12 protein-coding genes are annotated in these 14615 nt (G+C 42.7%); 1 reads left to right on the plus strand and 11 read right to left on the minus strand.

Going from position 1 to position 14615, the window contains the following annotated elements:
- Positions 1-471: 471 nt before the first annotated feature.
- From lysS to pth, 11 genes are all read right to left on the minus strand, one after another.
- Entirely contained in the window at positions 472-1971 is a 1500-nt protein-coding gene (gene lysS / locus Q0C76_RS07860) for a lysine--tRNA ligase (RefSeq protein ID WP_295731702.1), read from the minus strand.
- A gap of 14 nt (positions 1972-1985) precedes the next feature.
- On the minus strand, positions 1986-2990 hold the full coding sequence (gene dusB / locus Q0C76_RS07865) for a tRNA dihydrouridine synthase DusB (protein ID WP_295731704.1): 1005 nt from the start codon (positions 2988-2990) through the stop codon (positions 1986-1988).
- Between the two features lie 57 nt (positions 2991-3047).
- A complete protein-coding gene (gene hslO, locus Q0C76_RS07870) occupies positions 3048-3935 on the minus strand; it encodes an Hsp33 family molecular chaperone HslO (protein ID WP_295731706.1) in 888 nt (295 codons plus the stop codon).
- Positions 3936-4032: 97 nt separating this feature from the next.
- Positions 4033-6141: an ATP-dependent zinc metalloprotease FtsH gene (gene ftsH, locus Q0C76_RS07875; RefSeq protein WP_295731708.1), complete on the minus strand. Its 2109-nt coding sequence runs from the start codon at positions 6139-6141 to the stop codon at positions 4033-4035.
- 85 nt (positions 6142-6226) lie between these two features.
- Entirely contained in the window at positions 6227-6778 is a 552-nt protein-coding gene (gene hpt, locus Q0C76_RS07880; protein WP_295731710.1) for a hypoxanthine phosphoribosyltransferase, read from the minus strand.
- A gap of 15 nt (positions 6779-6793) precedes the next feature.
- Complete coding sequence (gene tilS / locus Q0C76_RS07885; protein ID WP_295731712.1) at positions 6794-8140, minus strand: tRNA lysidine(34) synthetase TilS; 1347 nt, start codon at positions 8138-8140, stop codon at positions 6794-6796.
- Positions 8140-8643, minus strand: coding sequence for a S1 domain-containing RNA-binding protein (locus tag Q0C76_RS07890; RefSeq protein ID WP_295731714.1), 504 nt, complete (start codon positions 8641-8643; stop codon positions 8140-8142). Before Q0C76_RS07890 ends, tilS begins: the two co-directional genes overlap by 1 nt.
- 122 nt (positions 8644-8765) lie before the next feature.
- The gene (locus tag Q0C76_RS07895) at positions 8766-9137 is read right to left on the minus strand and encodes a septum formation initiator family protein (protein WP_295731716.1); all 372 of its coding nucleotides are present in this window, start codon (positions 9135-9137) and stop codon (positions 8766-8768) included.
- A 148-nt stretch (positions 9138-9285) separates the two neighbouring features.
- Positions 9286-9561: an RNA-binding S4 domain-containing protein gene (locus tag Q0C76_RS07900; protein ID WP_295731718.1), complete on the minus strand. Its 276-nt coding sequence runs from the start codon at positions 9559-9561 to the stop codon at positions 9286-9288.
- A 10-nt stretch (positions 9562-9571) separates the two neighbouring features.
- Positions 9572-13108, minus strand: coding sequence for a transcription-repair coupling factor (gene mfd / locus Q0C76_RS07905; protein ID WP_295731720.1), 3537 nt, complete (start codon positions 13106-13108; stop codon positions 9572-9574).
- A gap of 23 nt (positions 13109-13131) precedes the next feature.
- The gene (gene pth, locus Q0C76_RS07910; protein WP_295731722.1) at positions 13132-13695 is read right to left on the minus strand and encodes an aminoacyl-tRNA hydrolase; all 564 of its coding nucleotides are present in this window, start codon (positions 13693-13695) and stop codon (positions 13132-13134) included.
- Positions 13696-13876: 181 nt separating this feature from the next.
- On the opposite strand from pth, the gene cbpA reads away from it, so the two are divergent.
- Positions 13877-14518 carry a cyclic di-AMP binding protein CbpA gene (gene cbpA / locus Q0C76_RS07915; RefSeq protein WP_295731724.1) on the plus strand — a complete coding sequence of 214 codons (642 nt, stop codon included), beginning with the start codon at positions 13877-13879 and terminating at the stop codon, positions 14516-14518.
- The last annotated feature ends 97 nt before the right edge of the window (positions 14519-14615 follow it).

The raw sequence follows: 14615 nt of genomic DNA on the forward strand, positions 1-14615 counted from the left end.
CTTTGACCTTCCGATCAAAGACCCTACACATTTGATTCGTCGAAACTTTATTCAGTTTTCAAAGGTCTACCATGCTTTTTGATAACTCAGAAAGCATTTATTATATTACAACGTTACCAATCATTTGTCAACATCTTTTTTGAAGAAGAAAACTAAAACTGACAACTTTTAAAATATATCATATCGTTAACTTAACGTCAACAATAAAATAATTTACTTTTTTATTGAAACGACCATCTGCCGTAACAACGTTTATATACTATAAAGAATCAATTGCCAAAAGTCAACAACCTTTTTTAACGTAAACTTTTTCGATCTTGACAATCACGAACAAAAGTTGGTATTAATGATATTTCATTCATAGATTAAGCTAATATCTCTTTCTGATTCCGTTAAAGTTCTCCTTTAGCATTTTAAAAATTAACAATAAAAAAATAGAGAAAAATCAAAATGATTTTTCTCTAGCAAATTTTAGCTATTTTTCTTTGGCCGCATTGTAGGGAACAACAATATATCACGAATGGATTTGGCATCTGTCATTAACATCACCAGTCGGTCAATGCCAACCCCAAGTCCACCTGTTGGTGGCATTCCGTATTCCAACGCTTCTACAAAGTCCTCATCGATTGGTTGATATTCATCATTACCTTCAGCGTGTTCTTTAGCTTCCGCTTCAAAACGTTGTCGTTGATCAATTGGATCATTCAATTCGGTAAAGGCATTCGCATATTCATTACCAAGAATGTAAAGTTCAAACCGGTCAGTAAACCGCGGATCTTCCCGATTCATATGAGCGAGTGGTGAAATTTCCTTTGGATGACCATAAATGAAAATTGGTTGTTCTAGCTGGTCTTGGACCTTTTCTTCAAAGAAGGCGTTAATGATATGACCAACCTTCCACCAATCTTCATATTGGACCCCATGTTCATCCGCTAATTGGCGGGCTTCTTCAACTGTCATTTCTGGCCAGAAATCAACACCAGTGAACTTCTTAATGGCATCAACCATATGCATTCGTTCAAATGGTTTGCCAAAGTCCAACTCGGTCCCTTGATAATTAACCTTGAGATCATCACTAACAACCTTAGCAGCAGCTTTAAAAATCCCTTCAGTTTCCTTCATGACATCATTGAAATCAAAGTAAGCTGCGTATGTTTCCATTGTGTCAAATTCAGGATTATGGTGAGGGTCCATCCCTTCATTTCTAAAGATTCGGCCTAATTCATAAACCCGTTCCATACCACCAACGATTAACCGCTTCAGCCGTAATTCTGTCGCAATCCGCATGTACATATCAATATCCAGCGCATTATGGTGCGTAATAAATGGGCGCGCTTCTGCACCAGAAGCAACATTTTCCAAAATTGGCGTTTCCACTTCCGTAAAGTCATTACTATCCATATAATTTCGGATTGCCTTAATAATCTTTGTCCGTGTCTGGAAGCGTTCAAAACTATCACGGTTGGTAATTAAGTCTAAGTACCGTTGACGATAAACTAATTCTGGATCTTGTAATCCATGATACTTATCAGGAAGCGGACGGAGCGCTTTCGTGAGGAAGGTCATCTTCCGTGCCCGAATGGTTAATTCACCCATCCGCGTCTTAATCACATCACCAGTAATTCCCCAGAAATCCCCAATATCAGAGTCCTTAAAGATTTTGTACGTATCTTCACCGACAACATCTTGGCGAACGTAGAATTGAATCTTGCCACCGCGGTCTAGCAGGTCCGCAAAACTAGCTTTACCGCTCCCCCGCTTAGCAATCATCCGACCAGCAATGGTCACCTCATTTTGTTGTTGGGCAAGTAATTCTTCACTTTCGTTACCATACTTTGCACGAATATCAGTTGAAATATCATGGTCAGGCGCAAAGCGGTGCCCAAACGGGTCGATCCCTTGTTCACGCAAGGCATCCATCTTTTGACGCCGTACCACCATCTGATCATTCATCTTTTCTTCTTTTGCCATCAAAAATCCTCCTCTTACTGTTCAATATTTTTCTTGGCTAATCGTTCTTTATATTGATCCAAAAACCGATCAAAGATTTCATCAGCTTCGCTCTGTTTCGTTGCAGACATCAATGCCACTTTTGTGCGCGCAGAACGGGGAATTCCTTTCAGGTAATACGCAGCTTGACCGCGAAACTCCCGAATACCAACATATTCACCCTTTAGATCACAAAGTGCCGCCAAATGTTCTTTGGCAGTCTTAATCTTTTGTTCTGGGGTCGCTTCAGGCAGCAGCTCTCCAGTTGCTAAGTAGTGTTCTGTTCGCGTCAGCATCCACGGATTTCCCATTGCTGCACGTCCAATCATGACCGCATCCGCACCAACTTCATCTAACATTCGTTTGGCATCTTCAGGGGTGCGGACATCACCATTACCCATAAATGGAATGGTTAATTGTGAAGCCACTTCTTTTAGAATATCCCAATTAGCATGTCCTGTATACATTTGTTTTCTCGTTCGACCATGCATAGCAATTGCAGCTGCCCCGGCACGTTCTGCCGCTAAGGCATTTTCCACCGCTAAAATATGTTTATCATCCCAACCAGTTCGCATTTTTACAGTCACTGGTTTTTTCACAGCGTCCACAACATAGGAAACCATTTCATAAACTTTATTGGGATCTAAAAGCCAGCGCGCCCCGGCATCAGTATTCACAACCTTATTAACCGGGCACCCCATATTGATATCAATCACGTCAGCATCCGTGTGTTGGTCAATAAACTTGGCGCCTTCCACTAAGGTCTCCTTGGTTCCGCCAAAAATTTGAATCCCCATTGGATGTTCATGCGGATCCACAGTGGTCATCGAAAGCGTTTTTTTATTATGGTACATGATCCCCCGATCGGAGATCATTTCACAAACCACGTAACCTGCACCAAATTTCTTACATATCACCCGAAAAGCCTTATTCGTTACCCCTGCCATTGGCGCAACGACCACTTGATTGGGAATTGTTACGTCCCCAATGTGCCATTCCATGAGCTTTCCTCCTCCATTTTCAAAATCACAATCACTATTGTATCACAGCAACGCAAGCTATTCGTGATCATTCAACATTGCCCGCAATTCATCTTCTGAGAACTCGTAATGCTTCCCACAAAACTGGCAAACTGCTTGTGCTCCATGATCTTGATCAATCATCGCTTTTAAATCATCTTGGTTAACGCTCGCCAATGCTTTCGCAAAACGTTCTTTGTTACAGTTGCATTCATACTTCACCGGCATTTTATCCAACAATTTGAGGTCCTTACCAGCAAAAATCCGTTTTAGAATATCCTCTGGCGTATTACCATTCCGCAGCATTTCTGAAACAAGCGGCAAGCTTTGAATAGATTTTTCCAAATCAGTAATTTGTTCATCCTTGGCTCCCGGCAAGACCTGCACCATAAAACCACCAGCGACACCAATTGAATCGTCTTTTTCTACAAATACCGATAGGCCAACGGCAGATGGAATCTGTTCTGATTGAGCAAGGTAATAGGTAAAATCATCACCCAATTCCCCGGAAACAAGGTTGACCTCACCAGTGTATGGAGTTTTATCACCCGGATTCATCTTGGTGACCGCCAACGTTCCCTGATGGCCGACCGCACCAGCAACATCAATTTTCCCCTGACTGTTCAGCGGAAGGTTAACATGTGGATTGTGAACATAACCTTTGACCGTCCCATCAGCTGTACCATCGGCCACAATAAAACCGACTGGTCCATTCCCTTGAATTTTGACAGTGAGCCCTGCGTCACCTTGTAAACCGGACGTTGATAACAATAATGTTCCAATCAACGTTCGGCCCAGCGCCGCTGAGGCTGCACTCCACGTCTTATGAATTCGTTGGGCGTCAGCAACTAGGTTCGTCGCGTTCACCGCATAAGCGCGAAACATTCCATTTTCTGCTACGGCCTTTACTAAATAGTCTTCCGTCATCTTAACTCCTCCATTTAAAATCTCTGCACTTATTCTATCATCAAATTATTATTAAAAAAGGAATTGTGTTCCTTAATCAACACAATTCCTTAATTATTTATTCACCATCAGTTGAGTGATGATCATCATCATGATCAATCTTTGGTTGGTCATGATTGTCTAATTGTTCTTCGTCTTGGCTATCATCAGATGTTGCTGAATCCTGTTCAGTTTTAGCATTTTCTCGTCGCTCTAACTCACGTTTGGATTCTTCAAAGGTTGCCGCCCGTTGTTCATCCGCAGCAGCTTCAACATCCTTCTCTGGCATCTTACCGTCTTTATAAAGACTAAGAATTTGCTTCTCATCAAGCGTTTCATACTTCAATAATGCTTCCGCAATCAACTTATGCTGGTCACGATGCGTTTCAATAATATGTAACGCCCGTTGGTGACCTTCTGTTAAGATCCGCCGAACTTCTTCATCGACTAACGCAGCTGTCTTCTCAGAGTACGGTGATTGATCGTATCCTTGACCAGTAAAGACTTGACCTGAACTTTGGAGCTCCACCGGACCGATCTTATCACTCATTCCGTACTGGGTAACCATCGAACGAGCAATTTGCGTTGCCTGCTCAAAGTCGTTGGAAGCCCCAGATGATTGGGAATTAAAAATTAATTCTTCGGCTGCACGACCACCCATTAATCCAGCAATTTGTTCTTCAGCATTCTTCTTGCTCATTAACATCTGATCTTCTTTAGGAAGCATGATTGCATAACCACCGGCACGACCACGCGGCACAATTGTGACCTTGTGGACAACTCGAGCATCATTCAACACCAGTCCGACGATCGTGTGCCCTGCTTCATGGTAAGCCACAGTCTTCCGCTCTTGCGGTGAAACGACCCGATCCCGTTTAGCAGGACCAGCAATAACTCGATCTTCAGCTTCATCAACATCTGAAGCATCAATTGCGGTCTTATTTCGCCGGGCAGCCAATAACGCAGCTTCGTTCAGCAAGTTAGCTAAATCAGCACCAACAAATCCTGGCGTCTGCTTAGCAATCTCCTTCAAGTCAACGTCTGATGCCAATGGCTTGTTCTTCGCGTGAACACGTAAAATTGCTTCACGACCCTTAACATCAGGACGACCAACGAGGATCTTTCGATCAAACCGTCCTGGCCGTAGCAACGCTGGATCCAGCACATCAGAACGGTTAGTGGCAGCCATCACAATGACTCCTTCATCCCCTTGGAATCCATCCATTTCAACCAGTAACTGGTTTAGAGTTTGTTCACGTTCATCATGGCCACCGCCCATACCGTTACCACGGCGTCGACCAACCGCATCAATTTCATCAATGAAAATGATCGATGGCGCATTCTTCTTAGCTTGATCAAAAAGATCCCGCACACGACTGGCACCGACCCCAACGAACATTTCGACAAAGTCTGAACCAGAAATCGAGTAGAATGGTACTCCCGCTTCACCAGCGACGGCTTTGGCCAGTAAGGTCTTACCAGTACCCGGAGGCCCCTCCAGCAAGACTCCAGATGGGATCTTAGCACCTAATTTCATAAATTTCTTCGGATCTTTTAGAAATTCAACAACTTCAACCAGTTCCTGTTTTTCTTCTTCTTCACCGGCAACGTCGGAGAAGCGGACCTTATTATCCTTAGAATTAGATGGCTTAGCTTTGGTCTTGCCAAAGTTCATCACGCCACGACCGCCACCTTGACCAGCCTGACCCATCATCATGTAGAAGAAGAGGATCATAATTACAATTGGTAAGGCAGTTACTAACAGGTTCACCCAAATGCTGTTGGATTCTTCGGGATGTGTCGTGATTCTGACGTTGTTTTTATCCGCATACTTCTGTAATTGGTTAACCGTCACGTCACTTTGCAAAATCGAGCTTTGGAAACTCGTAGTGGTACTAGAGTGTTGGTTCATTAAGGAAAAACCAGTTTGGTTGTCACTTGACACTTTTTGTGGCTTTCGGTAAGTCCCCGTAACTTTGTAAACACCACCATTTGGTTGCACTTGGAAACTCTTAACCCGATCCTTCCGCAATGCAGTTACAAATTGGGTTTGAGAAACATTCTTACTTTGACCTGAATTATTATTACCGCCAAAGAAGAAGTAAACAATCCCCATAATACATAGAAAAATAACTGCATAGAAGAGCACGTTATGAGTAAATCCGTTATTTTTACGATTGTTGTTCATAACAACCTCCTATTTCTAGCAGTGTTGGTGCTGTTTGATTACAGTGCATTTATAATAGCATATTTGACTATCACTGACCAATAATTTAGTCATGTTTTTTTTGGTAAACTGTCGGCTTTAAAACACCGATATATGGAAGATTACGATAAAGGCCTTGATAATCAAGTCCATAGCCCACCAGAAATTCATTTGGAACGTCAAAACCAACGTAATCAGCCCGCACGTTGACGACTCGACCTTCTGGTTTATCAAAAATTGAACAAATCTTAATGCTATTGGCCCCACGCCCTTTTAACAGGTCGATCAAAAATTTCAACGTCCGCCCAGTATCGACAATATCTTCACAAATAATGACGTCTTTTCCTCGAATATCATTTTTTAAATCATGCAACAATTTCACGGATCCGGTTGATGATGTTCCACCTTGATAACTGGAAACATCAACGAAATCAATGTGTGCATACAAATCGAGGCGCTTGTATAAGTCCATCGCAAACACGATGGCTCCCGTTAAAACTGCCACAACCACTACATCTTTTTTACCCGCATAGTCATGATTTAATTGTTCCGCCAGTTCTTGGACCCGTTGATCAATTTCCTGTTGATCATAAATAACCCGTTCAATATCGTTGTTCATCATTCTCTCCCGTATCTACTTTTGACAAAAATACTTTTTTTCATATTGTTGCTCACGAACCGGTGCTCGATCAAGCCAGGCCGTTTTTTGACCGATCAACCACAGAACTTGTCCCTGCTGATCAACCACCACTAACCGTTGCTGCCGTTGATTAAGGGGGACTTTTTGGTCAATTAAAATCCTTCGTACGGCCTGATGATTTCCCGATTTCAAGCGAATCCGGTCGGCCGGCTGCCATGGACGAACCTGCAAAGGTAGCTGATTCTTCATTAACCATAATTCAGCCACAGTTTGGCTTTGTGGATGCGCAAAAATTCCCCATTGCTGACCATATGGTTCGCTGTACCAACGGTCAAATTTTACCATAAAACCACCATTTTTTCGGGCTTTCATTGATAAATTATCCACCATTTTTAGCTTGGCTTGCTGATAGTCCTTAATTAACTGACGGCCCTCACCAACCGCAATTAAAGATGATGGTCGTTGGGGATTACACAAGAAGTGATCAATTTGTTGTAACTGCTGTTGAGGAAGGTCAAAGATTTGTTGTGAATTTAGCCAACTCCGTAGTAGCCACTGACGGGTTACCCGGCTATGCTTTTGGTACTCGATTAAATTAAGTTGTCCATCCTGAATCATTTTTGGGAGCAGTTGGGTGATAAGTTCATTCTTCAGTACCAATAATTCGCTTAATTGGTTATGAAATTGTCGTAGGTGTTCAACTACTCGTGGGTTTTCTCGTTCTAATTCCGGCAAATAGTGATTACGAATCCGATTACGAAATGTCAGATCTTGATGATTAGTCTCATCTTCATACCACCGAATGTGATGCCGTTTGGCATATTGAATTAATGACGTCTTGGGTGTTCCTAGCAAAGGACGAATTAACTTTCCATCTGCAAATGGTCGTGATTCCTGAAGGCCAACTACCTCCGCAACATCCCCCGTTCGAATCAATTTCATCAACATCGTTTCAGCAAGATCGTTCTCATGGTGGGCAGTGAGCAAATATGGTGCACGTTCCTGGTTCATCACCCGAGCAAAGAATTGATAGCGTTCCTGGCGCGCTGCTGCCTCAATTCCATGATCAGGATGATGTCTCCACTGATCAACAACCAATTTGATTCCCCATTGCCGACAGACTTGGCGTAAAAATTGTTCTTCCCGTTGACTTTGCTGCCGCAAATGATGATTAACATGTGCGACTACGATCTGCTTTGTTGGAACCAACGTTTTGAGCACATGTAGTAAAGCCATGGAATCAACCCCAGTTGAAACGGCAACTATCAGTGGGTGATTCAACGAAAAAAAACGGTACCGTGTCAGGCACCGCTTTACCGTTAGTTGAAGCCGTTCTGCCATCAGCTTCGCCGTCCTCCACGACCACCACGTTTGCCATCCGTTTGTCGCTTTAATGTGGATAATCGTGATTCGCTTTCTTTCATGTAACTTGCTAGCATGTCATCAAAATGACTCTTTTCATGATGACCACCAAAGCCACCTTGCGAATGGTAATGCTTTTTCTCAACATTTTCTGATCGTTCTGAGTGGTGATCATTTGATGCATGGTATTTATGAGCATGATTTGGTTCATGACTGCCATGAGGTTCATGGTGACGCGAACTATCTTGATCCGCTGCTGCTTTAATGGACAAAGCAATCTTACCATCGTCAGCCACTTTCATTACTTTAACCGTGACTTCATCACCGATTGATAAGACATCATGAATATCCTTCACATAATGATTTGAAATTTGACTGATGTGAACCAATCCGGTTTGGTGATCAGCCAAATCTATAAATGCCCCAAAATTCGTAATGCCTGAGACTTTCCCAGTCACCTTTGCTCCTTCTTCAATTGCCATGAACTAGCAATCCTCCTACTTCTAATAAAATTTTAATCTCCCCGAGTATAGCATATTCTGGGATCAAATTAATAGTCCTAAAAACAAACAGGGCTGATGATCCTCAGCCCCGTCACTAATTGCTACTTAACAAAGTTATAAATTGTTTCGCCGTCTTTCGCGTAATTATACTTTTCACGAACTAATTCCTGCAGATAACTCGGATTATGTAATTTCTTGACTTGTTTTTTTAACTTCTTGTTGGTGGCTTTGCGATTCGTTAACGTCACATTGGCTTTTGCAGTTTGTTGGTTAACCTTTCCCAACTCACGCTTTGTGCCAATAATTTGAATTGCTAAGATTAGGAAGAATACAATAAAAACGCCCAAAATAACTTTCGCTCGTCGCATGTGAACACGGTAGCGATACGATTTTTCGCTACTCTGTTCTAACTCACGCTGGCGGGAAAAGGGGGTATTTAATTTTGTAATGTTATTTTTTAACCCATTTTTCATTCCATAATCTCCACTTTACTTATCAGTAACAAAGTGTACTGATCAATCCAACAAAATTTTTACAACTTTACTAATAATCCTAGCAGAAAATTCTCTGAATTTCTAGCGTTCGTCATAATAATTTATCTTATCTAAGTGCCTGCAGTCATTAAATTGGTTCGTCAAAATTTTCAGCATAACTAACATCTAATATTTCGTACATATCTTCGGCTTCCGACTTTTTCGTGGTTTCTAAGATCCGATTAACCTTAACCTGCTCAGTTTTATTGCCAAACTTAATTGTTAAAATGTCACCTTCCCGAACGTCACTTGATGACTTAGCAACCTTATCGTTCACCATAATTCGTCCTTGATCGGCAATTTTTTTGGCAATTGTCCGCCGCTTAATTATTCGTGAAACTTTTAAAAATCGATCTAAACGCATGTAAATTTCCTCATTTCTCTTCTTGATCCGTTTGCTGACTCTGAGCAGTCGTCGCCAGCAATTCGACAATTTTTAGTAACTGGTGAAGCCAATCTTGTTGGGTCATTTTTGGTTGAATAATCAGTCGCACCGTTAATGAACCATCATCCGCTGTTCCCATCGTAGATTTAAAGCGCGTCTGAGCCACTGCTTGCATCACATCTGCAGCCTTGATGTATCGACTAGCCTGTTTAGTAAATTGCAAATTAATATTGTCACATTTTTGCTTAATTCTGCTCAACATTGCCTGGTCTGCGTCCATTTTCAATTCACCAATCAACAGTAAATTAGCTACTGCCGGACCATATTCACCAAACCGATCAATTAAGTCCCCTTGTAGGTCCAGCAATTCATCTTTACTTTGGGCTTTGCGAATTTGTTTATACAGTTCAATCTTTTGTCGCTGATCTTCTACATAATCGTTTGGTAAGTACGCTTCGACTGCCACATCAATTTCCGCATTAGTCGTTGTCGGTCGCTGGTGACCCTGCTTTTTCGCCACAGCATCCGCCAACATATCTGAATACAGGTCATAACCAACAGAATCGATGAACCCATGTTGCTGCTTACCAAGGAGATTACCAGCGCCACGAATTGCGAGGTCACGCATTGCAATCTTAAAACCGCTTCCCAGTTCAGTAAAATCCCGAATCGCAGCGAGCCGTTTCTCACCCGGCTCTGTCAACACCTTATTCGGTTGATACATAAAGTAAGCGTAAGCGACCCGATTACTGCGACCGATCCGTCCACGAATTTGATATAACTGGGCCAATCCCATCCGATCAGCATTTTCAACAAACAACGTATTCACGTTTGGAATATCCACCCCAGTTTCAATAATGGAAGTTGTCACTAGGACATCATACTCACCGCGAATAAAATCATATAAGACCCCTTCCAATTGGGCTTCCGTCATCTGACCATGAATGTCTGCTACCCGTGCTTCTGGCACAAGCGTTTCAATTTCATGAACGACGCGTTCAATGTCATTTACCCGATTATGCAGGTAATAAACTTGTCCGCCCCGCTTCATTTCCCGCAGGATTCCATCCCGAATTGCCGACCAATTTTGTTCGAGGACATAAGTTTGAATTGGAAACCGACCAACTGGTGGTGTTTCGAGCACTGACAAGTCTCGAACCCCCAGCATTGACATATGAAGCGTTCGTGGAATTGGTGTTGCTGTCAACGTTAAAACGTCAACGTTCGCTTTCAACTGCTTGAGTTTTTCCTTGTGTTTCACTCCAAAGCGTTGTTCTTCATCAACGATTAATAACCCCAAATCTTTAAAATGAACATCTTTAGACAGGAGCCGGTGGGTCCCGACGACAACATCAATTGAGCCATCAGCTAACCCCTTTTCAATCGTTTTCATTTGTTTGGGAGTACGGAACCGCGACATCATTTCAATCTTAACCGGGAAGCCTTCAAACCGTTCACGCATGGTGTCGTAGTGCTGCTGAGCAAGAATCGTGGTGGGCACCAGAAAGGCGACCTGTTTGCCGCCTGTGACTGCTTTAAAGATCGCTCGTAAGGCCACCTCTGTTTTGCCGTAGCCAACGTCACCGACCAATAACCGATCCATTGGCTTTGGCTGTTCCATGTCTGCTTTGACTTCGTTAATACTGCGTAATTGATCTTTCGTTTCCGAATACGGAAATTCGCGATCAAACTTTTCTTGCAGATAGTCATCTTTTGGATAGGCAAAGCCTTTGGCTGTCTTACGCTGTGCATAAAGATCCACCAGGTCACCCGCAATATTCTCGATCTTTTGTGCTACCTGACGTTTAGTTTTGGCCCATTCATTGCCACCCAATTTGTTAATCCGTGGCTTGGAGGACTCTGACGAAACGTACTTTTGCACTAAATTGAGTTGGGTGACCGGGACAAAAATTTGGGCATGGTCACGGTAATCAATCACGATGTAATCCTGGTGAACCCCATCAACCGTCATTGTTTTAATTCCCGCAAAAATACCAATTCCGTGGTTGACGTGGACAACATAATCGCCAGGTTTCAGGTCCGTATAATTTTTTATCCGTTCCGCGTTGGCCAGTTTTTGCGCTCGTGGTCGCCGTTTTTTCACCTGCTGAAACATTTCTGCTTCGGTAATGACTACCAATTGAGCGGCCGGCATGTCAAAGCCATGATTTAAATTAGCAGCCACTAATTGAATCTTATGCAGTTGTAAATCATTCACGGCTGTTTCAACTGAATCAATCTGAAACTCCTGAAGGGTTTGGGCAACTTTGCGCCGCCGCTCATCGCTTTTGGTCATGATAATGACCGTTTCTCCTTGATCACGAAATCGTTCCAACTCCGTCTTTAATAATTCCATCTGACCAAAGAATTGTTGCATGCTCCGCGCGGTCAATTCAGTAATTTGTTTAAACCGCAGCGAACCCATGCCTTTTTTAAAGCGAGCTAAAAACATCCCAGACTGCTGGGCATTGATGATCAATTGTTTAGCGTCATTTCCTAGAGTTCCTTGTTGTTGGCGTTGATGATAACTAATCCGTTCCTGCAACCACTGTTGTTCGTCAGTTGCTAAATTCTGATTGGCCTCTTTGATTCGGGAGAAATCCTCGATAATTAAGCGCCCATCTACTGGTAAGTAATCAAAAAGACTTGCTGGTTTGGGATAAATAAGATCCGCATACGTCAGCAAACCATTTTCCAAGCTACCAGCTGCTAAACTAGCTAAGAGCGGTCGAAAGTGGTTTTCAATTTGGCGAGCATCCTGCTCATCAGTTGCTTTGGCATGTAATTTTGCATACTCATTCTTTAATAATTCCTGGACCTGTGGCAGTTGTTGCGGATCAATTATTAAATCCGTTGCCGGCAACACGGTGACTGATTGAATGTTTTTGATACTCCGCTGACTGTTAGCTTCGAAATATCTTAATGAATCAACTTCCGTATCAAAGAGGTCAATCCGAACTGGGTTGCTAGTATTGAGTGCATAGATATCAATGATTGATCCGCGAATTGCGAAATCACCTGGTGCCATCACCATTTTTTGCCGTTGATAGCCCATCCTGGTCAGCTGCCTAACTGCTGCTTGTGGATCTAAATCGTCGCCAACCTTCACCATTAATCGTGCTTGGGCAAAAATCTGGGGTGCTACTAAGGGGCGTCGCAATCCCCCCGTTGCAGTCACAATTACTGCAGACTTTTTTTGCAGCAGCGCATTTAACGCTTGAACCCGTTGCAAACGAAAATCGGGGGAACTGGTGGCGATCTCCATCGCTAGTGACTCTTCAACCGGAAATTGATAGACCGCTGTTTCTGGTAGGAGGTTTTCCAAGTCCGTTGCGAGTGCTTGCATATGAAATAGACTATCTGTGACGACCACTAGCGGTTGATCGCTTTGCTGTTGTAATGCTGCCAACAACGTTGTTTCTGCCGAACCGCTCAACCCCGTTACTAACTGTCGACCGCCAGCCTGAAAACCAGCTTGAATCTGTTTGAATTGGGACGTCTTTTCAACCAATTCTTCAATTTGCAAGTTGCTTCCTCCTTTGCGATTAATTAGTTATAATCATTCATTAATTCTGCAAAGTTTTCGCCATGAATCCAATCTTCTAAAGCATGCTCCGCCGTTACTACAGCTTCATCAAAATGCGGCCGTTCTTCTTGGCTAAACTTGCCCAACACGTGACTCACCACTGTCCCGTGAGCAGGATGATCAATTCCCAGCTTAACCCGGTTAAACTGATCAGTACCAATGTAATGAATAATACTCTTCAAACCATTATGACCGCCTGATTTACCATGGGTCTTGAGCCGAACTTTACCAACTGGCATATCTAAATCATCATTGACCACCACCATGTCTGGCAAATCGATATCGTAATAGCTCATTAAAGGCTTGACGGCCCGTCCCGAATCATTCATGAACGTTGTCGGCTTGACTAACAACACTTTTTCACCATCAATCACCCCTGAAGCGATGACCGCCTCAATCTGCTTGGCATGTTTAAATGATCCTAAATGATAATCGCGTGCTAGTTGTTCGACCACCATAAAACCTGTGTTATGGCGGGTTTCGTCATAACGAGTGCCCACATTACCAAGCCCAACAATCATTTTCATTTTAAAATCTCCTTTAAACTACAAAAAGGCCGCGCTGGGGCAACTTGCCCCTTGCCCAGCTTTGACTAATTCTATTATACCGTACGTTGGCTAAATACAAAATTTTCTACTTGCTTTCTCATGATTTTTTAATTTTATGGTATGATGAGGGTAAATACAAACGAATAATGGAGTTTTAATTATGATTTTTAATTCACTCATCAAACCACAAAAGGAGCTAACCACGCTGACCGAAAACGTAACCCTTGCAGAAGCTCTCAAGGTTTTGGAGGATTCTGGTTACCGATGCGTACCAGTTTTAGACCCTTCTAAACAAATGTTCCGTGGTAATATTTACAAAATGCACATTTACCGTCATAAATCACGGGGCGGGGATATGAACCTCCCAGTGACCGCGTTACTAAAAAATTCAACGAAATTTATTTCAATTAACGCTGACTTTTACAAAGTCTTTTTTACCATCCGCGACCTTCCCTATATCACTGTTTTAGATAGCAATAATCATTTCTATGGGATTCTGACCCATAACAGCCTTTTAAAATTACTGGCCGAAGCGTGGAACGTTAATAATGGACGGTACGTTTTGAATGTCCATCTCTCTGATGAACGTGGCGAACTCGCACAAACTACGAAGGAAATCACCCGCTTCTGTCGAATTGTCAACGTCATTTCGCTAGACCCAGATGGTCAAGACGGCAAACAAGTATTGTTTACCCTCCCTGAAGAAGTTGACCAGGAAAGAGTTGACAAAATTGTTAAGCGCCTTCAGAAAAAGGGCTTTACCGTGACTGAAGTCGAAGATCTCCATCAAAATAATTTTTAAAAGGCGGTTTACGACTTCGTTTTCATACCGCCGCGAGCATAAATCGGGCTGTAGAGTTTGGCTTTGCCGAGTTCTACAGCCCGATTTGTATACCGCG

Origin of the sequence: uncultured Limosilactobacillus sp., assembly GCF_934202705.1 — a bacterium.
Lineage (GTDB): Bacteria > Bacillota > Bacilli > Lactobacillales > Lactobacillaceae > Limosilactobacillus.

What these genes read in the sequence shown, in the direction of transcription:
- ftsH (WP_295731708.1), bottom strand. Translation starts at nt 6,141, where the DNA reads ATGAACAACAATCGTAAAAATAACGGATTTACTCATAACGTGCTCTTC.
- pth (WP_295731722.1), bottom strand. Translation starts at nt 13,695, where the DNA reads ATGAAAATGATTGTTGGGCTTGGTAATGTGGGCACTCGTTATGACGAA.
- Q0C76_RS07895 (WP_295731716.1), bottom strand. Translation starts at nt 9,137, where the DNA reads ATGAAAAATGGGTTAAAAAATAACATTACAAAATTAAATACCCCCTTT.
- Q0C76_RS07900 (WP_295731718.1), bottom strand. Translation starts at nt 9,561, where the DNA reads ATGCGTTTAGATCGATTTTTAAAAGTTTCACGAATAATTAAGCGGCGG.
- hpt (WP_295731710.1), bottom strand. Translation starts at nt 6,778, where the DNA reads ATGAACAACGATATTGAACGGGTTATTTATGATCAACAGGAAATTGAT.
- hslO (WP_295731706.1), bottom strand. Translation starts at nt 3,935, where the DNA reads ATGACGGAAGACTATTTAGTAAAGGCCGTAGCAGAAAATGGAATGTTT.
- cbpA (WP_295731724.1), top strand. Translation starts at nt 13,877, where the DNA reads ATGATTTTTAATTCACTCATCAAACCACAAAAGGAGCTAACCACGCTG.
- tilS (WP_295731712.1), bottom strand. Translation starts at nt 8,140, where the DNA reads ATGGCAGAACGGCTTCAACTAACGGTAAAGCGGTGCCTGACACGGTAC.
- lysS (WP_295731702.1), bottom strand. Translation starts at nt 1,971, where the DNA reads ATGGCAAAAGAAGAAAAGATGAATGATCAGATGGTGGTACGGCGTCAA.
- dusB (WP_295731704.1), bottom strand. Translation starts at nt 2,990, where the DNA reads ATGGAATGGCACATTGGGGACGTAACAATTCCCAATCAAGTGGTCGTT.
- Q0C76_RS07890 (WP_295731714.1), bottom strand. Translation starts at nt 8,643, where the DNA reads ATGGCAATTGAAGAAGGAGCAAAGGTGACTGGGAAAGTCTCAGGCATT.